Here is a 22,328-nt window from a genome sequence, read left to right as displayed (position 1 = left end):
GTGTAGAAAGGCCTAGTAACCTGCTGCCAATAAGGTCGTGGGGTAAGGTAGTTGTTATTAGGTGCCTTTTCAGGGCATGTGGCGTTTGGTTCTGCGGTTTGAATCGGCTATAAAGGCTAGGAATTCTGACTTAAAATTGATGAGAATAATCCTTGGCAGATCAGGACTTAAGTACACCACCAGGTGGCCTACCCAGCGACATTCGGCCCGTCTCTATCACAGATGAAATGAAGCGCAGCTATCTCGATTACGCAATGAGCGTGATTGTGAGCCGTGCGCTTCCCGATGTTCGTGATGGTTTGAAGCCGGTTCACCGCCGTATTCTGTATTCTATGCATGAAAACGGATATGAGTGGAACAAGCCCTACCGTAAATCCGCCCGCGTCGTTGGTGACGTTATGGGTAAATATCACCCACATGGTGATAGTGCGATTTATGATGCTCTTGTTCGTATGGCGCAGAATTTTTCCATGCGCCTGCCACTCATTAATGGGCAGGGCAACTTTGGCTCGGTTGATGGTGACCGTGCTGCAGCGATGCGTTACACAGAGTGTCGCCTCGAAAAAGTTGCTCAGACACAGCTTTCCGATATCGACAAAGATACGGTGAACTTCAATGAGAACTACGATGGCTCAGAGACGGAACCTGAAGTTCTCCCAGCACGCTATCCGAACCTACTGGTAAACGGTGCTGGCGGTATTGCTGTTGGTATGGCGACCAATATTCCGCCGCATAACATGGGTGAAGTGATTGATGGCACGATCGCAATGATCGAGCGCCCTGAAATCACTCTGCCAGAGCTGATGGAAATTATCCCGGGTCCGGACTTCCCGACCGGTGGTATTATTCTTGGCCGTGCTGGCATCAAATCAGCTTATGAGACCGGACGTGGTTCCGTTCTTATGCGCAGCCGGGTTGAGACGGAAGAAATCCGCTCAGGCCGTATGGCTTTGATTGTCACTGAAATCCCTTATCAGGTGAACAAATCCTCTATGATCGAAAAGATCGCAGAGCTTGTTCGTGAGAAGCGGATTGAGGGCATCTCTGACATTCGCGACGAATCTGATCGCCGGGGCATGCGCGTTGTTATTGAGCTGAAGCGTGATGCGGTTCCTGATGTTATCCTGAACCAGCTTTATCGTTACTCTCAGCTTCAGCAGAGCTTTGGTTGTAACGTGGTGGCTCTGAATGGTGGGCGTCCTGAACAGCTCGCGCTGCAGGATATGCTGAAAGCGTTTATTGCTTTCCGTGAAGAGGTTATTGGTCGCCGGACCCGGTTCCTTCTGAACAAAGCACGTGATCGTGCTCATGTTCTCGTAGGTTTGGCTGTTGCAACTGCCAACATTGATGATGTTATTCATCTTATTCGCACAGCACCTGATCCAGCGACTGCGCGTCGTCAGCTGATGGAGCGTAACTGGCCAGCAAAAGACATTGAGCCGCTGATCCAGCTGATTGATGATCCACGCTACGCTATTCAGGAAGATGGTACGTTCAAACTTTCTGAAGATCAGGCTCGCGCCATTCTGGATCTGCGCTTGCAGCGTCTGACTGCTCTGGGCCGTGACGAGATTGGCGATGAACTCGACAAGCTGGCGACGGAGATCAAGGATTATCTTGATATTCTGCGTAGCCGTGAGCGTATTCTTCAGATCGTTCGTACCGAGCTTGAACAAGTACGTGATGAGTTTGCGACGCCGCGGCGGACAGAAATTACTGATGGTGGCGGAGATCTGGATGATGAAGATCTGATCCAGCGTGAAGATATGGTCGTGACCGTATCTCATACCGGTTACATCAAACGTGTTCCTCTGGACACCTATCGTGCGCAGCGCCGTGGCGGTAAGGGCCGGTCTGGCATGCGGACGAAAGACGAGGATTTTGTAACTCGTCTGTTCGTTGCCAATACGCATACGCCGGTTCTGTTCTTCTCTTCTCGCGGTATCGCTTACAAGATGAAAGTCTGGCGCCTGCCTTTGGCTAGTCCTCAGGCACGTGGTAATGCCTTGGTCAATATGCTTCCTTTAGAGCAGGGTGAACGCATCACATCTATTTTGCCGCTTCCTGAGAACGAGGAAACGTGGGCAGAGCTGGACGTGATGTTTGCGACCAAGCGTGGAACCATCCGCCGGAACAAGCTTTCAGACTTCGCTCAGATCAACAAAAACGGCAAGATCGCCATGAAGTTGGAAGAGGGTGATGGCATCGTCAACGTTATGACTTCAACGGAAGACGATGATGTTCTGCTGACGACCTCGTCGGGTATGTGTATTCGCTTCCCGGCAACGGATGTTCGTGTGTTCTCTGGCCGTAACTCTGTTGGTGTTCGTGGGATCAACCTTGCTGAGAGTGATCACGTCATCTCTATGACGATCCTTGGTCACTTTGAGTGCGATTCCGAAGAGCGGACGGCTTATCTGAAGCTTTCCCGTGCAATGCGCGGTGAGGAAGCAGAAGATAATGTGTCCTTTGAGGACGCGGGCATCTCCGAAGAACGCTTTAAAGAGATGGACGAGAGTGAAGAAGTCATTCTTACTGTTTCTGAAAAGGGTTATGGCAAGCGCACCAGCTCGTATGAGTACCGCACTACCGGTCGCGGCGGTAAGGGGATCGCGGCGATGACGGTGAATGATCGTAATGGCCGCCTGGTTGCGTCTTTCCGTAGTGAGGACAGCGACGAGATTATGCTGGTGACCGATGGTGGACAGCTGATCCGTTGCCCGGTTAACGGCATCCGAATTGCAGGTCGTTCGACACAAGGTGTGACCGTGTTCAATACCTCTGCTGAAGAGCAAGTTGTTGCGGTGGAGCGCATTAGCGAAGCTGATGATGATGAGAATGCTGAAGCTGAGGACGTCGTTGAGGTTGGTGGCGACACTGGAGAGGCTGGCGACGCTCCGGCACCTGAGGGTGACGGCGGTGAAACGCCAAGCGCTGAGTAAGTGCTGTAGATTTTAGAAAAAGGCGGGGCATGTGCTCCGCCTTTTTTGTTTCTGGTCCTTTGATCCGTGAGTAGGGCACTGCAGTTTGTCCCAACTATAGGTCAAATTCTGCAGGAGCAGCCCTAAATGCTATGGTCTCATTGTCAGAAATAGCTTGAAACGCATGGGGAAAATGGGTTCAATCGCGCCAACGCCCGAGAGGTAGGTGTCATTTATGATGCTTATGGGGAGAGGCATTTGTGACGCGAGAGATTATATGAAGCGCATTGCACTTTATCCGGGGTCTTTTGATCCTATGACACATGGCCATCTGGACATTCTGGAACAATCATTGGTTTTAGCTGATGAGGTGATTGTAGCCATTGGTATTCAGGCTTCCAAGGCCCCGTTGTTTTCCTTTGAAGAACGCGTAGAGTTGATCCGCCTTGCGTGTGAAGAACAGTTTGGAGCAGAGAATGCTGCTCGTATTCGCACTGTCTCCTTTACGGGGCTTGTCGTGGACGCCGCACGGGAGCATGGCTCCAACATTCTGGTGCGCGGACTTAGAGATTCAACCGATCTCAACTATGAAATGCAAATGGCTGGAATGAATGGGGCGATGGCTCCTGACATCAAGACCGTATTTTTTCTAAGCTCACCTGTGATGCGCCCCATTACGGCTACACTGGTACGCCAGATTGCAAAGATGGGGGGAGATTACAGTTCGTTTGTCCCCAAGTGTGTTGAGGCTGCGCTCAAAAAGCGCTTTGAGATTGCTTAAAAACAACGCAACAGAAAAGACTGCCTATTTGATAGGGTTAGACTTTTTTAGCGCGTCGCGTTTATGTGCAATCACGTAACACCCGCTAAATTTTGTTTTGTATGCGTACCTCTTTTCGAAAGCCAATTGGGAGTTTGGGAGGTACGCCTTGACTAAGACAAGGACAGAAATCTTGCTACGTATCCTGACAGCATGTGCGATGGTTGTGGGCGCATTTATGATGCCATTCACTGCCAACGCGAAAGATCTTGAAAACACGATTTATCTGGACCTGAAAGACGGGCGCGTCGAAATTGCGCTGCGTCCTGATCTTGCACCTGAGCATGTGAAGCGTATTAAACAGCTTACGCGTGAAGGTTTTTATGATGGCATCGTGTTCCATCGTGTGATTGACGGCTTCATGGCGCAGACTGGTGACCCAACCGGCACTGGCATGGGTGGTTCTGAAATGCCTGACCTGAAAGCTGAGTTCTCCAAGGCTCCGTTTAAGCGCGGTACTCTTGGCATGGCGCGTTCCCGCAGCCCGAACAGTGCGAACTCTCAGTTCTTTATCATGTTCAATGATGGGTCCTGGCTTGATGGTCAGTATACCGTATTTGGTGACGTGGTTTCCGGAATGGACGCTGTAGACAAGATCAAACGCGGCGAACCTGTTCGTAACCCTGATAAGATCATCAAAATGCAGGTTGCGGCAGACGCCAAGTAGAGGCTATGTCTGCACTCAGACTTATTCTAAGATAAAGGACAGTCCCGTGGCTGATATCAAAGATCCAGAAAACACACTGCTGCTGGAAACCACTCAGGGTAACGTTGTTATTGAACTGCGTCCTGACCTGGCACCTAACCACGTTGCTCGAATTAAAGAGCTGGCACGTGAAGGCTTTTACGACGGCATCGTGTTCCACCGTGTGATTGACGGCTTCATGGCTCAGACCGGCTGCCCACAGGGCACAGGTACTGGTGGTTCTGGCAAGAAGCTGAAAGCTGAGTTCAACGATGCGAAACACGTTCGCGGCACATGCTCCATGGCTCGTTCTATGGATCCGAACTCCGGCGACAGCCAGTTCTTCATCTGCTTCGGCGATGCATCCTGGCTCGATGGCCAGTACACCGCTTGGGGTCAGGTTGTCGAAGGTATGGACAACGTTGACAAGATCAAACGTGGTGAACCTGTTTCCAACCCAGATAAGATCGTATCTTTGAAGGTTGCTGCAGACGCTTAATAGCGAACGCACTGCGAATTATAAAAGGCTCGGCATTTTGCCGGGCCTTTTTGTTAGGGCCATGCAAATGGACGCAGCGCTATTCTAAACAGGTTGACCTAAATCGCGTCAGGGGGTATCTCCCTCTGGCTTCAATCGTTTGACTGCGGGACAGGTGACAGCAAGGCCTGCAGAGAACAAACGGATTTAGCAATAATTCCAATAAGACAGCACGGAGATGGCGACCACATACTGTGCGGCGCTGAGTTGCTGTTTTGTAAAGCTGGATACCCTATGCTGGTTGATGATTTTGATTTTGATCTGCCGCCGGAAAACATTGCGCTCCGCCCGGCAGTTCCGCGTGATAGTTCACGGTTGTTGGTGGTGCGCCCCGATGGTGAGCAACTGCTGACAGATGATCAGGTGCTGTCTCTGCCTGATCTTTTAGAGCCGGGTGACGCACTCGTCTTTAATGATACAAAAGTTATTCCGGCACAGCTGCTTGGCTTCCGCTCACGTGATGGCGTGACGGCAAAAGTTGGTGTGACATTGCACCAGCGTGCCAGCGCGAAGGAATGGCGTGCCTTTGTTCGTCCAGCTAAGAAACTGAAAGTTGGCGATACTGTTCGTTTTGCTTTTGATGAGGAAAGCAAAGATACTGCAGAGTTTTCTGCTGTTGTGACTGAGAAATCCGAAGCAGGCGACATTCTGTTTGAGTTTGACCGTTCTGCCGGTGAGTTGGATGCTGCGATTGCGCAGGTAGGGCACATTCCGTTGCCGCCATACATTGCAGCCAAACGTGCAGAAGACGATCAGGATCGCAAAGACTATCAAACCATCTACGCAAAATATGAGGGTGCTGTTGCTGCACCCACTGCTGGCTTGCATTTTACGGACCAGCTGTTTGCTGCCCTTGAAAAGCGCGGTATTGAGAAGCACTTTGTGACGCTTCATGTGGGCGCTGGAACGTTTTTGCCAGTCAAAGCCGACAAGACTGAAGACCATAAGATGCATTTCGAGTATGGCGAGATCAGCAGTGAAACAGCTGCGGCGCTCAATGCTGTACGTGCTCGTGGCAACAAGATTGTTTCTGTTGGCACAACTTCGCTGCGCATTCTGGAAAGTTCAGTATCTGAGGATGGCGTGATCAACCCGATTTCTCAGAGCACCGACATTTTTATTACGCCAGGCTATCAGTTCAAAGCCATTGATGCGCTGATGACCAACTTCCATTTGCCGCGCTCTACGCTGTTCATGCTTGTGAGCGCATTGAGTGGCATGGACGAAATGCGCGCTGCTTATGAGCATGCGATCAGCACTGGCTACCGTTTTTACAGTTATGGAGACAGCTCGCTGCTGTTCAAGAAGGCTTCAAAATGACCGAAACATCTCGTGAAACACAGCAGGACACCAAACCGTTTTCCTTTAAGCTGCTGAAAACAGATGGCATGGCGCGCCGCGGTGAAATCACAACGCCGCATGGTAAGGTTCGTACGCCCGCGTTTATGCCAGTTGGTACTCAGGCGACTGTTAAGGCTATGTATCCGCAGCAGGTGCGTGATTTGGGTGCGGATGTTGTTCTTGGTAATACGTACCACCTGATGTTGCGTCCAACTGCTGAACGGATTGCCAAGCTTGGCGGCCTGCACAAGTTCATGGGCTGGGATCATACCATTTTGACGGACTCCGGTGGGTTTCAGGTGATGTCTCTGTCTGGTCTTCGCAAGATGACGGAAGAAGGCGTAACCTTCTCGTCTCACCATGATGGGTCTAAGCATTTCATGAGCCCGGAGCGTTCTGTTGAAATTCAGGGCCTGCTTGGTTCTGATATCCAGATGCAGCTTGATGAGTGTATTGCGCTTCCTGCTGAGAGAGCCGAAGTTGAACGTGCGATGCAATTGTCTCTGCGTTGGGCTGAACGTTCCCGTGCTCAGTTTGAGAAAATGGGTGGACCAGAAAAGGGGCAAGGTCTTTACGGTATCGTTCAGGGCGGTGATGTGCCGGATCTGCGGGTTGAATCTGCTCAGCGTCTCGGTGAGCTTCCGATGGAAGGTTATTCCGTTGGTGGTCTGGCCGTGGGGGAGCCTCAAGCTGTTATGCTGAAGATGCTGGAAATTACGACGCCAGCGATGCCAAAGGATAAGCCACGATACCTGATGGGTGTTGGTACACCAGAAGATATTCTGGAAAGTGTCGCGCGTGGTATTGATCAGTTTGACTGCGTGATGCCAACCCGTGCTGGCCGCCATGGCTTGGCTTACACGCGTTTTGGTAAGGTGAACCTAAAGAATGCCCGTCATTCTGAAGACCCGCGCCCATTGGATGAGCAATCCAATTGTGAAGCAACCTCCAAATACTCCCGCGCTTATCTGCATCATCTGGTGCGCGTGAATGAAGGCCTGGCGGCAATGCTGTTGACCTGGAACAACCTCGCTTACTACCAGTACCTGATGCAGGGCATCCGTGATGCGATTGATGAAGGTCGGTTTGAGGAATTCCGCCAGCAGACCAAAGAAGACTGGGCGCGTGGCGATCTTGAGCCTTATGTTTGGTCATAAGCTTCAGCGAACATGAAACTACGAAGGCTTGGGTGTGAGAATGCCCAAGCCTTTTCTATAGGCGCCATAGAAGCACATGTTCTGGGGTTTTCGCCCTTTCCAAAAGACCGTGAAGATCAGCCACAAAGACTTTTTCTGCACTTAAGTACCGTTCCATCACATGCCAAGGTTCTTCGTTTTCGAAGAAAACATGATGGGGGACTGCCAGAATAACCGCATCACAGTCACCTGGCGGAGTTTCCTGGTAGAGCTCAACGCCAAAGTGCTCCTTCGTGTGTTCCGGATCGGCTAAAGGATCAACAGCGAAGATGTGGGCTCCGAAGCGCTCCAATTCTCGGATCAGGTCGATTACTTTGGAATTTCGCGTATCAGGCACATCTGCCTTGTATGTGATGCCCAATATGGCAATACGAGGTGGCATGGGGCGTGCAAGCTTTACGCAGCCTTGAATGACTTCTGTTGCAATGAACTTGCTCATACTTTCATTGGTTCCTCGTCCTGCAAGGATGACTTGCGGGGAGAAACCAAGCTGGTGTGCTTTATCTGTCAGGTAGTAAGGGTCAACGCCAATACAGTGTCCGCCGACCAAACCGGGATGAAATGGCAGGAAGTTCCATTTGGTTGAAGCACCTTCCAGAACATCGCGAGTATCGATATCCATGGCATGAAACAGCATGGAGAGCTCATTCATGAGCGCTATGTTCAAATCACGCTGTGTATTTTCAATGACCTTGGCTGCCTCTGCGACTTTGATGGATGAGGCTTTGTAAACACCTGCTTTGACAATCTTTCCGTATAGCTCGGCCAGTGTTTCAAGTGCATCCTCTGAACTGGCTGAGACGATTTTGAGCAAATTAGAAAGCGTGTGCTTTTTGTCGCCGGGATTGATCCGCTCGGGTGAGTATCCAATCTGGAAATCCTTTTGAAATCGCAGGCCGGACTCTCGTTGCAAAAGGGGGATCGCGATCTCTTCAGTAGCGCCGGGATAAACTGTAGACTCGAACACTACGATGTCGTTGGGCTTCATGAATGCCCCAACGATTTTGGAGGCTTTTTTGATTGGGCCGAGATCAGGGCGTTTGGAGATGTTTATTGGAGTGGGAACTGCAACGATGTGGATCCGCGCCTGTCTGATATCAGGCGCGGAATACGTGAGCGTCAGGTTTTTGGAAGAAAGAGCCGTCTTGCTGACAGAGGCAGTTCTATCATTTCCCTCGAGAAGCTCTTGGACCCGGTGACGATCTATGTCGTAACCAATGGTTTTGATACCTGCATGCGCCAACGCACAAGCAACAGGCAAGCCTACATAGCCAAGCCCGACAACTGAGACGATTTCTTCCATAAAATGGCACCTTGGGATGTCCTACACATTGTAGTAATCCCGATACCATTTGACGAAGTTTGCAACCCCTGCCTTTACGGAGGTTTGCGGTTTGAAGCCCGTTGTCTCAATTAGATCCGTAACATCAGCAAAGGTGGCTGCAACGTCTCCAGGCTGGAATGGTAAGAACTCTTTCTTTGCGGTCATGCCCAGCGCATCTTCGATAGCGGCAAGGTAATCCATTAACTGTACTGGATCGCTGTTGCCGATGTTGAAGACCTGATAAGGCGCGCTTGATGTTGCTGGGTCAGCTGCTTTCCCGTCCCAATCATCCGTGCGTTTTGGGGGGAGATTTGCAACCCGCACAATGCCTTCCACAATATCATCCACGTATGTAAAGTCGCGGATCATGTTGCCGTGGTTGAACAGCGGAACGGGTTTACCCTCCAAGATTGCTTTAGTGAATTTGAACAGAGCCATGTCCGGGCGCCCCCAAGGACCGTAAACGGTAAAGAATCGTAGGCCTGTGCAAGGGATGTCAAAGAGGTGGGCATAGGAATGGGCCATGGCCTCGTTGGCTTTTTTGGTAGCCGCATAGAATGAAACCGGATGATTGCCGCCACGGTGCGTTGATAATGGCATCGTTTCATCCAGCCCGTAGACAGAGCTGGTGGACGCATAGACCAGATGCTTTACACCATGAGCGCGAGCGCCTTCTAAGATGGATAAGAAGCCAGTGACGTTTGCATCGACGTAAGATTGAGGGCTTTCCAGCGAATAGCGCACGCCTGCCTGAGCAGCAAGATGAATGACCTTTGACGGTGCATGTTGCTTGAAGATGCGCATAACAGCCTCTGCATCTTCAAGCCTGATCCGCTCTTCTGTGAAATGGTTAGAGGATGTGAGGCGTTTCAGTCGCTCTTCCTTCAGCGTCACATCATAGTAGTCTGTGACACAATCCAAGCCGATGACATGATAGCCATCTTGTAACAGACGGAGGGCTACAGCGTTGCCGATAAAGCCGGCAGTGCCTGTTACAAGTACTTTTTCCATTTCACGTTTCCCGATACTCAGCTGGTTTTTACAAGAAGCTTGTCCAACATTGGGCGCAGCTGTGCAGCCAGCTCCGAATCATCCAATGCGTAAGCGACATTTGCCGATAAGAACCCTGAGCGAGAACCACAGTCATAAGTTTCTCCACGGAATTCGACGCCGTGGAAGTCTTGCTGGCCCATCAATGTAAGCATGGCATCGGTGAGCTGAATCTCACCACCAGCACCGGTGCTTTGTTTTTCGAGAAGCCCAAAAATCTCTGGCTGCAGGATATAACGGCCATTGATGTAAAGGTTTGATGGCGCAGTTCCCTCTGCTGGCTTTTCAACCATGCCGGTGATGGAGAAGGTGTCGTCATTGCGTGGAGTATCACGCTCGACAATGCCGTATTTGTGTGTCTGATCCCACGGCACTTCCTCAACTGAGATGATGTTGCCACCATGGTTCTCATAGGCCTCTACCATTTGTGAGAGGCAACCTTTTGGCGCTTTCATGAGCATATCTGGCAGCAAAATAGCGAAGGGTTCGTTGCCGATGATGTCGCGCGCGCACCAGATCGCATGCCCCAAACCGAGAGGTTCCTGTTGACGTGTGAAACTGGTTGTACCTGCGGATGGGCGGATCTTTTCAAGAAGTTCCAATGCATGGTCTTTGTTTCTGCGGCGCAGGGTTTCTTCCAGCTCGTAAGCAATGTCGAAGTGATCTTCGATCACCTGTTTATTTCTGCCCGTTACAAATACGATGTGCTCAATCCCGGCAGCACGAGCTTCATCAACCACGTATTGGATGATAGGCCGATCCAGAATGGTCAGCATTTCTTTTGGAACGGCTTTTGTTGCAGGAAGGAAGCGGGTGCCCAGACCTGCAACCGGGAGAACAGCTTTTCGTATCGCACGTGTCATATATTTGAATTCCTTAGGTCAAGGAGATCGAAACAATCATTTTCTTAGCACTTATCTGCAGCGAATTAGGCTCGTCAATGGTACCAAATGAATTTGTCCTAGGACATAATGCTTCGATTGCCCGAAATTTGAATTACTCATTCTTTAGAGATGTTCATTCGCAGTCAATTATCGCGAAATTGTGAAGCTCTCTTGTTTCTCCAGAACATGCTGTTTTAAAAGTTACTCCAAGATGAACAGAAAGCTATCAAGGGTGTAATTGTGATTGAAGGTTTTAAGCTTGCGGCGCTGGAAGCCGGACAACGAATTCTGGGGATTTATGAGGAAGGCTTTCAGTCAGAGACAAAAGGGGATGGTTCTCCGGTCACAATTGCAGACCAGCAGGCCGAAGAAATTATCCTCAATCACCTGTCTACTCTCTGTCCAGATGTGCCTGTAATTGCCGAAGAGGCAATGGCTGCTGGAATTATGCCAGAAATCGGTTCCCGTTTTATTCTTGTGGACCCTCTGGATGGTACGCGAGAGTTCATTAGCCGGAATGGCGAATTCACAGTCAATATCGCTTTAATTGAGAATGGAATTCCCACCAAAGGCGTTATCTATGCCCCCGTGACCGGTGAGCTATTTTGGGGAGACGTTGGACAAGGTGCCTATCGTGCGGAAGTCAAAGGGCTTGAGTTGGGAGATGCTGTTGAAATGGGCTGTTCTGCCTTTGCTGAAGAGCTGCGGGTTCTTGCTAGCCGATCGCATCGCAGTGAACGGACCAATGCTCTGTTAGAGAAATTGGAGAACTCGTCGATTGTTGCTGCTGGGTCGTCTTTGAAATTTTGCCGCTTAGCAGAAGGTAAAGCCGATTTTTATCCGCGTATGGAGCCTACGATGGAGTGGGATACTGCTGCCGGGCAGGCGATCCTTTGTGCAGCTGGAGGAGCCGTCGTTGTCGAGGGGGGCGCGCCGCTTGCATACGGCAAGCTCAAAACACCTCAAGACAAACCTTTCGCAAATCCGTGCTTTTTAGCAGTCGCGGACGAAAAAATTATTTCCCATTATGGCTTAAGGACGGGTTGGTAAGCTTCGGCGTATCAATACTCAACCGTTAAACTCTGGTTCAAGACTTAACGACACGTCCTTTGGAGACCGTGATGGGCATTGATAGCCAGTCGCATTTGCGACGACTAGAAAACGAGAGCATTCATATTATTCGCGAGGTAGCAGCAGAGTTTGACAACCCTGTGATGCTTTACTCTATTGGTAAAGACAGCGCGGTGATGCTGCACCTTGCTCTTAAAGCCTTTTATCCTTCCAAACCTCCATTTCCTCTTTTGCACGTGGATACCACGTGGAAGTTTCAGGAGATGATCACCTTTCGTGACTATACGGTAGATAAGTATGGGCTTGATCTGATCGTTCACACGAACGAAGAAGGTGTTAAAAACAACATCAATCCATTTGATCATGGCAGCTCCAATTACACGCACATCATGAAAACGGAAGCGCTGAAAGAAGCACTTACGCAATACAAGTTTGATGCAGCCTTCGGTGGAGCGCGGCGTGATGAAGAAAAATCTCGCGCAAAAGAACGCGTTTTTTCGTTCCGTTCTGCGAGCCATGGTTGGGATCCTAAGAACCAGCGCCCGGAACTGTGGTCACTTTATAACGGTCGGATTGCCAAAGGTGAATCTATTCGCGCATTCCCGCTCTCCAATTGGACTGAGCTGGACATCTGGCAGTACATTCTGGCTGAAGGCATCGAAATTGTACCTCTCTACTTCTCTGCCAAGCGACCCGTGGTTGAGCGGGATGGCACTTTATTGATGTTGGATGATGATCGCTTTCGTCTGGAGCCAGGTGAGAAGGTTGAACAACGGGATGTACGTTTCAGAACTCTTGGATGTTACCCGCTGACAGGCGCTGTGGAATCCACTGCTGATACTCTTGAAGATATTGTGAGTGAAATGCTCATCGCACGAACTTCTGAGCGCAGTGGTCGCCTGATTGACCATGACAGCTCTGGCTCAATGGAAAAGAAGAAGCGTGAGGGGTATTTTTAAATGAACAAGATCGCGCCAGTGGCAGAAGCTTTTGATCTGTCCACCTATATCAACTCACAAGAGTCTAAAAGTTTCCTGCGGTTTTTGACCTGTGGCAGTGTAGATGATGGCAAGTCCACACTCATTGGTCGCTTGCTCTACGATACCAAGCTGATTTTTGAAGATCAGCTTGCAGCGCTTGAAAAAGATAGTCGTAAGCACGGAACTGTTGCAGATGAAATTGATCTTGCTTTGCTCGTGGACGGCCTTGAAGCTGAACGGGAGCAGGGGATCACAATTGATGTTGCTTACCGTTTTTTCTCGACTGAAAAACGGAAGTTTATTGTTGCTGATACGCCTGGGCATGAACAGTATACGCGTAATATGGCAACCGGGGCTTCAACAGCAGATCTAGCAATTTTGTTGGTTGATGCACGCAATGGATTACTAACTCAGACACGTCGTCATGCATTTATTGCATCTTTGTTGGGCGTGCGTCATGTGGTTCTGGCGGTCAACAAGATTGACCTTGTTGACTATGACCAAAAGCGGTTCGAAGAGATCAAGGCGGATTTTGAGAGCTTCTCATCTGGTTTTGATTTCGACAGTAGTGAAGTCATTCCGCTTTCAGCGCGTTTTGGTGACAATGTAACCACCAGTAGCGAGAAACTCAGCTGGTTTGCTGGTCCGACTTTGCTTGAACACCTTGAAAATGTTGAACTTGGTGAGGAGCACAGTGAAGCTGCATTCCGTTTTCCGGTTCAGTGGGTGAACCGTCCGAATCTGGATTTCCGCGGATATAGCGGCACTGTTCGTGGTGGCTCTGTTAATGTAGGCGATGAGGTTGTCGTTGCTCAATCTGGCAAAACCAGTCGTGTCGAAAAGATCGTCACCATGGATGGTGACCAGGTGCGAGCTGATGACGGTCAGTCGGTCACCCTGACATTGGCTGATGAGATCGACATTTCTCGTGGTGATGTTCTGGCACCTGTGCACTCACGCCCTGATGTAAGTGACCAGTTTGCCGCCCACCTGATCTGGATGTCTGAAAATGCAATGCTGCCCGGACGTCCATACCTCTTGAAGTGTGGCACTAAAACGATTGGGGCAAGTGTTACTGAGATCAAACACAAGGTAGATGTGAACACGTTTGATCATCACGCGGCAAAACAACTTGCTCTGAATGAGATCGCGTTCTGTAATCTGGCACTTTCTGAAGCTATTGCGTTCGACCCATATGAAGCAAACCGGGATACTGGCAGCTTTATTCTCATCGATAGAATGACGAATGAGACTGTTGCTGCTGGTCTGATTTGGTTTGGATTGCGACGGGCGACTAACGTCCATCGTCAAGCCTTGGATGTGAATAAGAAAGCGCGTGGTGGCCTTAAAGGACAAAAGCCTGCCGTTCTGTGGTTCACAGGCCTTTCCGGCTCTGGGAAATCTACCATTGCGAATGCGGTTGAACAGAAGTTACTGAGCCTTGGACGGCATACCTATCTGCTTGATGGTGATAATGTGCGCCATGGTCTGAATAAAGATCTTGGATTTACTGATGCTGATCGCGTTGAGAATATCCGGCGTGTTGCTGAAACATCCAGACTTTTTGTGGATGCAGGGTTAATCACACTGGTTTCCTTTATCTCCCCGTTTAAAGCCGAACGTCAGCTCGCTCGTGATTTGTTGGATACAGATGAATTCTTCGAGATCTTTGTCGATACGACGCTCGAAGAATGTGAAACACGTGATCCTAAAGGTCTTTATGCCAAGGCTCGGAAAGGTGAGATTTCCAACTTTACCGGGATAGATAGCGCTTATGAAGCACCTGAGGCTCCGGAATTGCATCTGAAAACGGCAGGGCGCACTGTTGAGGCTCTGGCTGATGAGATCGTCGATCGTCTGCTTAAAGATGGCTATATTGGGTCGGATAACACTTGGGTGATCTGAAGATCTAACCAAATTGCTTAGTTTAAAGCCGGGAATTAATATTCCCGGCTTTTCTGTTTGAAATGCTGGTTTTATCAAGCTTGGGTTATGTTAATCTTTCCTAATTGCTCTAATGTTTTTTTACTAAGGTATGACCCTGTAATTTTTTGCAAGATCGATATCATGTAGTTTCTCGCTGCGTTTGCGCCGTCATGGCCAAAAACAGTTGGAGGAACGTATGCCAAAGGCTCTCAAAAAATATAAGAATGTCAAAGAGTTCTTGAGTGGCGTGTCTGCTTTTTAGAAAGAAATGGAAAAGAAACATAAGCTCCCGGCTAAGGACGTCACTAAGTATGGCAAATTGATGAGCGACAAAGCGGGTATCGAAAAGACCTACATGGCACTTGTGGAAGGGGAGCCTAAGCTCTTAAAAATTAACAGTGATATCGATAAGGCAGAAAAAGCTCTCAAAACGCTTTCTAAAGCACAGAATGAGTACATCAAAGCACACGATCTGGTGGCAAAAATCTCCAAAGGAATGAAAGACCTGGAAGATGGTGCTGGTGGAGATAAAAAAAAGCTTTGGGGGCACGAAAAATATCAAAAACTTCGCCAGCATCTGGATGCAGCAAAGACGAGTTACGATGCTGCGGAGAAGAAAATTACTCAGGTGGCTGCTCTGGAAAAGCAAGTTGCCCAGTTTCAGGAACACTATCAAAAAGAACGTGATAAGATTGCGAAGAGTTATGGTGTTACCTTGACGACAGATACGAAAAGCCTGGTTGTGCTTATGGGCAAGACCGCTGAGATGTCGATGGTTATCGGGTGACGCTGCTTTAGCGTTAAGGACGTTCTGTTTTTAACTGCAGGAGCAAGAGGTAAATTGGACCAAGTAAGGTAGAACACGATGTGATCTAACTGGTCTCATGTATAGAGCTCGCAGGAGTTGTGGATTCTGGCTGCAAAGATTAGCGTCAGACGACAACTATGCAAAAGGTTTCGGTGGAACGCATCACATCGTTCCCGCTCTTGTAATTTGGAGCCAAAACGCCTAATCAACTTTTGGATTATATTCACGCCTTTAAGGAGATCTCTTCGTGTCTCAACCAAATTCAGAAGTTTCAGTTGGAACCGCTGTCTTTTCAAATGATAAGCCGTTCTCTCTTATTGCTGGTCCATGCCAGATGGAGAGCCGCGCGCACGCTATGGAAATGGCGCAGGCTGTCAAAGAAATTGCAGAAGAGCTGAACATAGGTTTGGTTTTTAAGGCGAGCTACGACAAGGCTAACCGGACTAGTCTGTCTGCCAGCCGTGGTATGGGCATGGCCAAAGGCCTGGAGGTTTTTGCGGAAATCAAAGAAACCTACGGCTTGCCAGTGATTACCGATGTGCATGAGCCAAACCATTGTGCGCCAGTTAGTGAAGTCTGCGATGTGTTGCAGATTCCAGCTTACCTGTGCCGCCAAACTGACCTTCTCGTTGCTGCTGCGAAAACCGGCAGAGCGCTAAATGTGAAGAAGGGGCAGTTTCTCGCACCCTGGGACATGAAAAACGTCATGACCAAAGTGGTTGAGAGTGGCAACTCCAATGTGATGCTGTGCGAGCGTGGCGCAACATTTGGCTACAACACACTCGTTTCAGACATGCGCGCTTTGCCGATTATGGCGGACATGGGTGCTCCTGTGGTGTTTGATGCAACTCACTCTGTACAGCAGCCTGGTGGCCTTGGTGGCACATCTGGTGGGCAGCGCGAGTTTGTTGCAACACTGGCACGTGCTGCTGTTGCCGTTGGTATTGCAGGCCTGTTTGTGGAGACGCATGACGATCCTGACAACACCACGTCATCTGATGGTCCGAATATGATCCCTCTAAACCGACTCAAAGACTTGCTGCTGTGGCTGCAGGATTTTGATCGGATCGCAAAAAACGGAAGTTTTACGCTTTAGATATTTCACGGCACCTAAGGAAAATGACAAAATACTGCGTTTTTACGTAGAGGTGCGACAAAATACATTCGTTTATTCCCAAGGATTTACAGAAGGGTATGGTCTCTTCTCTTCCTTGGGGGCAGTACCTCGGGTAAAAGCTCTTAGAGCCAAAATTCCACACTCTACAAGTACATTGGAGTACTCTTAGATGACTGCTATCATCGACATTATTGGTCGCGAAATCCTTGACAGCCGCGGCAACCCAACTGTTGAAGTTGATGTGCTTTTGGAAGACGGCTCCTTCGGTCGGGCTGCAGTTCCGTCCGGCGCCTCCACTGGCGCATTCGAAGCTGTTGAACGCCGCGATGGCGGTGAGCGTTACCTTGGCAAAGGTGTTGAGGACGCTGTAGAAGCTGTAAACGGTGAGATCTTTGATGCTGTCGGCGGTATGGACGCTGAAGATCAGATCAAAATTGACCGTGCTATGATCGAACTTGACGGCACCGAAAACAAAGGCCGTCTTGGTGCAAACGCTATTTTGGGCGTTTCCCTTGCTGTTGCAAAAGCTGCTGCTGAAGCTGCTGCGATGCCACTTTACCGCTATGTTGGTGGTTTCGGTGCGCGTACGCTGCCAGTTCCGATGATGAACATCATCAACGGTGGTGAGCATGCTGACAACCCAATCGATTTTCAGGAATTCATGATTATGCCAGTGGGTGCAAGCTCTCTGCGTGAATCTGTTCGTATGGGTTGTGAAATCTTCCATACCCTTAAAAAGGGTCTTTCCGCAGCAGGCCACAACACCAATGTTGGTGATGAAGGCGGCTTTGCTCCTGGTATCGGTTCTACTGATGAAGCGATCGGTTTTGTTCTGAACGCTATCGAGAAAGCTGGTTACACCCCTGGTGACGACGTGATGCTTGCATTTGATGCAGCTTCCACCGAGTTCTACAAGGATGGCAAGTACAACCTGAAGGGCGAAGGCAAGATCCTTGGTTCCGATGAAATGGTTCGCTACCTTGAAGACTTGGTTTCCAAGTACCCAGTGTTCTCCATCGAAGACGGTATGGCTGAAGAAGATTGGGATGGCTGGAAGTCTTTGACCCAGGCAATCGGCAACAAGTGTCAGCTCGTTGGTGATGATCTGTTCGTGACCAATTCCGAGCGCCTTGCTCGCGGTATCAAAAACGACACTGCAAACTCCATTCTCGTGAAAGTGAACCAGATTGGTTCTCTGACTGAGACCATGGAAGCTGTCGATATGGCGCACCGTGCAAGCTACACTTCTGTTATGTCTCACCGTTCCGGCGAAACTGAAGACAACACCATTGCTGACCTAGCAGTTGCATTCAACTGTGGCCAGATCAAAACTGGTTCTCTGTCCCGTTCTGACCGTATGGCTAAGTACAACCAGCTTATCCGTATCGAAGAAGAACTGGGTCTTCAGGGCGTATTCGCTGGTCGTTCTATCCTGCGCGGATAAGACCTTCAATATTGCTTGAGAATTAGAAAAAGCCGGTCCATTGGGCCGGCTTTTTTGTGCATTAAGCATGCGGTTAGAGCGTCTAGTAACTTATTTTTTGAGACGCCGGTAAGCATAGGCGGCAATCTCATAAGCCCCCCAACCAACAAACATGTAGCCCCAGAGAAGGGGGACCAACAAAAGCCCCCAAGCTGCAAATAGCCCAAGAGAATATAGGACTTCGCCGAAGTCATAGCCTGACAGTGAGCAGGAATTGACATAGCCTTCGTGTATCTCGCAATTGCCAATTTCACCTGCGCCCAACACAATCACGACAGACAGCATCCAAAAGATGATTGGTGCTGAAAAAATGAGGAGTAGCACTCTGCGTTTGGTCATTGAAAACGGCCCTTCGACAACGAAGCTGAGATAACTAAGACTGCGTTGAGTATTGACCATTTTGGAGACGAGGGCTATTCGCCAGTTTTTGTTTCCTCGGCGTGGCGGATTGCTGCTGCCAGTGTTTCTGGATTTTCTGCTCCAGCCACCGCAAAGCGGCCATCGATGATGAAGAAGGGCACGCCAGTTACGCCAATTTCATGAGCGCGGACCACATCTGCTTCAACTTCTTTAACGTCCTGATCTGTATTCAGTAGATCAGAAACGAGCTTACTGTTAAGCCCTGCGCGTTCGGCGGCGTTGATAAGCACTTGCTTATCGGTTAAGTCAGCACCTTCTGTGAAGTAGAGCCTGAACAATTCTTCGACCATCGCGTCCTGCATGCCTTCAGAGCGCGCCCAGCGGATCAACCGGTGACTGTCGATTGTGTTTGGGGATTTCGTGATTGCCTCAAACTTGAAGTCAATTTCTTCTGCTGCACCGGCATTGCTTACCTGAGCGTAGATTTCTTTTGCCCGTTCAGCTCCGCCAAACTTGTCTTCCAGATACTTTTTGCGATCCTTGCCTTTTTTAGGAAGTGTCGCATCAAGTTGGTAGGGGTGCCACTGAACTTTTACGGTGCTGTCTGGCAGCAGCATCAATGCTTTTTCCAGTCGGCGTTTACCGATGAAGCACCATGGGCACATGACATCGGAGATAACATCAATGACAATCGGGGCAGTAGTAGACATCTGTATTCTCAGTTATGGGTTTGTCGCGTTAGCTCTACAATCTATCAGGAAAATCCGATAGTTTTCTAGGAAAACTCTCACAGTTTCGTGAGGAGGTGTAAGAGCTTACCCGTTGCCCAAGCCTGTGGTGCGTACCATGACGAGCACGCGGTTGGAGAGCTGTTCCATGCCTTTTTTACTGCGCAGAACAGCAACCGGGCCACGACCTTCAATGTTAGCGACGAAGTCTTCATCACGGCAAACGGCCATGGCTATGGAGAGAACGGTTCCGCTCCAATACATTTGATGCTGTGCAAATGCCTGAGGATTGCTGCCAGTGAAACGTTCTATGAGTTCAAGAAGATTGAGTTCATAGATGGATTCACCACGCCGTTTCGTAGATTCTTCCAGAAGATTCAGGTAGTTGAGATATTTTTGCTCGGATAGAAAGTCATCATTATCCTGACGTGCAAGCCATTGGCTGGAAACAGTCAGGATTGCATCTGTCAGACGTTGGCGTCTGCCTGCGCGCAAGGCGCTGATGATATGGCCCGTGAGGGCTTTGTCGCTAACGTCGCCGAGCAAGACATCAGTTGCACCTGCTGAATAGAGAAGGTGTGCAGATTCTTCGTCAACGCTATGCGCAAGTATAGGCAGGTTGAAGTAGCGCGGGTCAGCTTGCAGCCGCTCAATCTCTTCGCAAGCCTGCCATGCGGGCATGTCGATCAGAACAGCTTCAAATCGGCGTGCTGTCAGATAATCCTCCGTCATATCGGAGGAGAACCCGCTCACGATCTCTACAGGCATATCCAGCAGAGCTTGTGTACGTCCAAAGTGCTTTCCATAGCCAGCGACCAGCAGACCTGCGGACTTTAGCGGGCCGAACTCGATCTTATACTCCGGTAATGGGCCAAACAGGCCGCGGCGCAGGCGTGCTTCTTCTGCTCTATTGGCCAGGCGTCTCAAACCAGCAATGCGTGGCAACAGTACATCTGGTGGTATCGCATCACTCACGGTCGCGCTTGGCTTTAAATCCAGCGGGACGGGCGCACTGCCAGTTGTAATAATCAGAAGTGGAACTTCAACTCCCGGGCCTTTTCGAAATTCCCTAATGGTTTGCGTGAGTTCATCAAGCTCAGGAGGGTTATCTTCCTGCCATGGCAAAAGAATGCAGATGGGAAGGACGCTTGCGCCCTGAAGCTCTTCCATAAGCTGTGCGCTTGTTCGCACTGCGACTAGTCGATCAGACAGAACGGTCAAAGGCTCCAACATATCAAAGACATGATTGTGCACCGGTGCGATCAGCAGGATTTTACCCCAACTGGAATCGTGCGTTTCAGTCTCTAATGGTTGGCTATGATCGGCCATTCATCCTCTCAGGCAACCGCTTCCACCGGTTTGGGCTGGGAGCGTCTGGTCAATTTTTGTCGGTCTACAGTGCCATCATCTGTCAATGGCAAGGCGCGCAGCGACAGAATTCTATGTGGCATCATTGTCAGGCTGACGCGTGATGCGTCGAGGTAGGCGTAAAAGGCTTCTACATCAACGAGAAGACCTTCTGACGGTACCACCGCGACCATAAGGCGTGCACCCATTAATTCATCTTCTACCAGAAAAGCAGCCGCTTCTTTTACCCCCGAGAATTCACTGTATATTTCGTCGAGACGTTCCAGTTCGAGTAATCCGGGTGCTTTTTGACCGGGCGTTCCGAAGCCATGGATCGCTCCGGTAACCTCATGCACGCCAACAGGGATTTGAGTAATGAGCCCATGTTCATTTTGCTCATTGCTGAAGAATGTCAGGTGAGATTTGCTGGTTGGCCAATCTGCATCCGGGACCATTGCACCCTTGAGTTTGAGGTGGTATCCGGGCGCGGTTGTTGAAAATCCTTGTGAAATTTCCTCATTTATTTCAACAGGATCAATATTAATGAGGCACGGGCCGTGCGTGGATGTGCTTGGTGCAAACTGGTTGCCCGGAATGAGCGGGACAGGCTCTTCAGAGGTTCCTCGCAGATGTGCGACCAGTGCATATTCATCCAACACATGAAGGTCTGTCACCACACCTTTAGCCTTGTATTTGGCAGGCTTTGGAGAGGTGATCGCCCATGTGGCAACTGTGTTTGTTTTCCAACCTTCCAAGGCTCCATCGATGTGAGAAGCAAGCGGTCCAGGGGTCAAAATATAATTTGCCTCGATGGCGCGTGCGTGATCGGTCAATGTGGATAAAGCATGTGGATGGTGGAGATGCAGCGTGCCTTCGCTCAGCAGCCACGGGACCAAACCGGCCCCAATTCCGGTAATTCCGCACAAGATATACGGCAGTAAAATCCGCGCGCCCGGCTCCAGCCTTGTTTCGAGAAACGGCATAAGGCCTGTGGAGACCCAGTGGTTATGGCTGCGCGGGATTGGGCTGATTTCAGAGCCAGAGTGAACCCAGGTGAGTGTGGCTACATGATTGGCAGGTGCGCCATCCCGATCTACCACCGGCTCCGGGAAGGAATCTCCGCTCTCAGTCAGCATAGGTGCCATATCGATGAGGCCGTCGGGAATGTCGCTGCCGAGGCCAAAAACGAAACGCAAAGAGAAAAAGTCAGCGGCGGCGTCGCGCGCTTCTTCACCGAGCATACGGGTTTCAACACGGTCTGCTGTTATCAGGGCTTTGGCATCTACTGTGCTGAGTGCGCGCAAAATCTCAGAGTGGCGCCAATGCAGCGGGAAGGGGGAAACAATCAGGCCAGCGCGTAATGCGCCAAGGATGCAAAGAACATTATCGACTGTATTGGGAGATTGCAGGCCCAGGATGTGGTCCGGTTCCATCCCTACAGCTGCGAAGAAGCCAGCAATTCTGCTGATTTCCTGTTCTGCCTCGGCATAGGTCAGATGGCGTGGCTTTCCACCAGTCCATGTTTCTCTGTCGGGTGCATCGACCAATGCCAAGCGGTTTGGATGTTTTTGCGCAGCACGGCGGAACAGCATATCAAGAGTGATATTGCCCCAAACTCCAGTTGTGCTGTGGTTTGCAATGGCATCGGTATTTGACAGTATCATTTAAGGTAAGTCCGCTAAGCGACTGAGAAATTAGAGATTCGATAATTTGGTTAATAGACACTTTTGTTGAGTAGGCTGCCTTCAT

Annotated in this window: 19 protein-coding genes; 12 read left to right on the top strand and 7 right to left on the bottom strand. The window is 49.9% G+C overall.

Translation table 11 applies throughout. From position 1 onward, the window contains the following. Nucleotides 1-152 precede the first annotated feature (152 nt). From gyrA to tgt, 6 genes are all read left to right on the top strand, one after another. Nucleotides 153-2,942 (top strand): DNA gyrase subunit A, encoded by a 2,790-nt coding sequence (gyrA, locus tag PsAD26_RS15900; protein WP_063311240.1) that lies wholly within the window; start codon nt 153-155, stop codon nt 2,940-2,942. A 256-nt stretch (nt 2,943-3,198) separates the two neighbouring features. Then, a complete protein-coding gene (gene coaD, locus PsAD26_RS15895) occupies nt 3,199-3,702 on the top strand; it encodes a pantetheine-phosphate adenylyltransferase (RefSeq protein ID WP_063311239.1) in 504 nt (167 codons plus the stop codon). Nucleotides 3,703-3,901: 199 nt separating this feature from the next. Beyond that, nucleotides 3,902-4,408, top strand: coding sequence for a peptidylprolyl isomerase (locus PsAD26_RS15890; RefSeq protein WP_063311238.1), 507 nt, complete (start codon nt 3,902-3,904; stop codon nt 4,406-4,408). Between the two features lie 55 nt (nt 4,409-4,463). Beyond that, the gene (locus tag PsAD26_RS15885) at nt 4,464-4,925 is read left to right on the top strand and encodes a peptidylprolyl isomerase (RefSeq protein ID WP_093521872.1); all 462 of its coding nucleotides are present in this window, start codon (nt 4,464-4,466) and stop codon (nt 4,923-4,925) included. A 273-nt stretch (nt 4,926-5,198) separates the two neighbouring features. Next, nucleotides 5,199-6,284 (top strand): tRNA preQ1(34) S-adenosylmethionine ribosyltransferase-isomerase QueA, encoded by a 1,086-nt coding sequence (queA, locus tag PsAD26_RS15880; protein ID WP_063311237.1) that lies wholly within the window; start codon nt 5,199-5,201, stop codon nt 6,282-6,284. After that, nucleotides 6,281-7,462 (top strand): tRNA guanosine(34) transglycosylase Tgt, encoded by a 1,182-nt coding sequence (gene tgt / locus PsAD26_RS15875; protein WP_063311236.1) that lies wholly within the window; start codon nt 6,281-6,283, stop codon nt 7,460-7,462. Before queA ends, tgt begins: the two co-directional genes overlap by 4 nt. A gap of 55 nt (nt 7,463-7,517) precedes the next feature. Here the strand turns inward: tgt and PsAD26_RS15870 are convergent, their stop codons facing one another. From PsAD26_RS15870 to galU, 3 genes are read right to left on the bottom strand one after another with little or no spacing between them, the layout of a single operon-like run. Beyond that, nucleotides 7,518-8,804: a nucleotide sugar dehydrogenase gene (locus PsAD26_RS15870; RefSeq protein ID WP_063311235.1), complete on the bottom strand. Its 1,287-nt coding sequence runs from the start codon at nt 8,802-8,804 to the stop codon at nt 7,518-7,520. A 21-nt stretch (nt 8,805-8,825) separates the two neighbouring features. Next, nucleotides 8,826-9,836 (bottom strand): NAD-dependent epimerase, encoded by a 1,011-nt coding sequence (locus PsAD26_RS15865; RefSeq protein WP_063311234.1) that lies wholly within the window; start codon nt 9,834-9,836, stop codon nt 8,826-8,828. A gap of 17 nt (nt 9,837-9,853) precedes the next feature. Continuing rightward, complete coding sequence (galU, locus tag PsAD26_RS15860; RefSeq protein ID WP_063311233.1) at nt 9,854-10,738, bottom strand: UTP--glucose-1-phosphate uridylyltransferase GalU; 885 nt, start codon at nt 10,736-10,738, stop codon at nt 9,854-9,856. Between the two features lie 261 nt (nt 10,739-10,999). Between galU and cysQ the strand changes: the two genes are divergently transcribed. The 6 genes from cysQ (at nt 11,000) to eno (ending at nt 18,105) form a co-directional block, all read left to right on the top strand. Then, nucleotides 11,000-11,809 carry a 3'(2'),5'-bisphosphate nucleotidase CysQ gene (gene cysQ, locus PsAD26_RS15855; protein WP_063311232.1) on the top strand — a complete coding sequence of 270 codons (810 nt, stop codon included), beginning with the start codon at nt 11,000-11,002 and terminating at the stop codon, nt 11,807-11,809. Nucleotides 11,810-11,880: 71 nt separating this feature from the next. Beyond that, nucleotides 11,881-12,789 (top strand): sulfate adenylyltransferase subunit CysD, encoded by a 909-nt coding sequence (gene cysD / locus PsAD26_RS15850; RefSeq protein WP_057466276.1) that lies wholly within the window; start codon nt 11,881-11,883, stop codon nt 12,787-12,789. Beyond that, entirely contained in the window at nt 12,790-14,715 is a 1,926-nt protein-coding gene (gene cysN, locus PsAD26_RS15845) for a sulfate adenylyltransferase subunit CysN (protein WP_063311231.1), read from the top strand. Between the two features lie 289 nt (nt 14,716-15,004). Continuing rightward, complete coding sequence (locus PsAD26_RS15840) at nt 15,005-15,523, top strand: hypothetical protein (protein ID WP_208985722.1); 519 nt, start codon at nt 15,005-15,007, stop codon at nt 15,521-15,523. Between the two features lie 268 nt (nt 15,524-15,791). Next, nucleotides 15,792-16,640: a 3-deoxy-8-phosphooctulonate synthase gene (gene kdsA / locus PsAD26_RS15835; protein WP_063311230.1), complete on the top strand. Its 849-nt coding sequence runs from the start codon at nt 15,792-15,794 to the stop codon at nt 16,638-16,640. Between the two features lie 190 nt (nt 16,641-16,830). After that, nucleotides 16,831-18,105, top strand: coding sequence for a phosphopyruvate hydratase (eno, locus tag PsAD26_RS15830; protein WP_063296929.1), 1,275 nt, complete (start codon nt 16,831-16,833; stop codon nt 18,103-18,105). A 90-nt stretch (nt 18,106-18,195) separates the two neighbouring features. On the opposite strand, the gene PsAD26_RS15825 is transcribed toward eno, so the two are convergent. The 4 genes from PsAD26_RS15825 to PsAD26_RS15810 form a co-directional block, all read right to left on the bottom strand. Then, a complete protein-coding gene (locus tag PsAD26_RS15825; RefSeq protein ID WP_063311229.1) occupies nt 18,196-18,483 on the bottom strand; it encodes a hypothetical protein in 288 nt (95 codons plus the stop codon). Between the two features lie 74 nt (nt 18,484-18,557). Further along, a complete protein-coding gene (locus tag PsAD26_RS15820) occupies nt 18,558-19,214 on the bottom strand; it encodes a DsbA family oxidoreductase (RefSeq protein ID WP_063311228.1) in 657 nt (218 codons plus the stop codon). Between the two features lie 105 nt (nt 19,215-19,319). Further along, complete coding sequence (locus PsAD26_RS15815; protein WP_063311227.1) at nt 19,320-20,561, bottom strand: hypothetical protein; 1,242 nt, start codon at nt 20,559-20,561, stop codon at nt 19,320-19,322. An 8-nt stretch (nt 20,562-20,569) separates the two neighbouring features. Beyond that, nucleotides 20,570-22,243, bottom strand: a complete 1,674-nt coding sequence (locus PsAD26_RS15810) for a class I adenylate-forming enzyme family protein (protein WP_063311226.1) — start codon at nt 22,241-22,243, stop codon at nt 20,570-20,572. Nucleotides 22,244-22,328 lie beyond the last annotated feature (85 nt).

It is taken from the genome of Pseudovibrio sp. Ad26 (genome assembly GCF_001623285.1).
Taxonomy (GTDB): domain Bacteria; phylum Pseudomonadota; class Alphaproteobacteria; order Rhizobiales; family Stappiaceae; genus Pseudovibrio; species Pseudovibrio ascidiaceicola.
The sequence above is the reverse complement of the archived record's forward strand: the minus strand, read 5'-3'. Positions and strand labels throughout refer to the sequence as shown.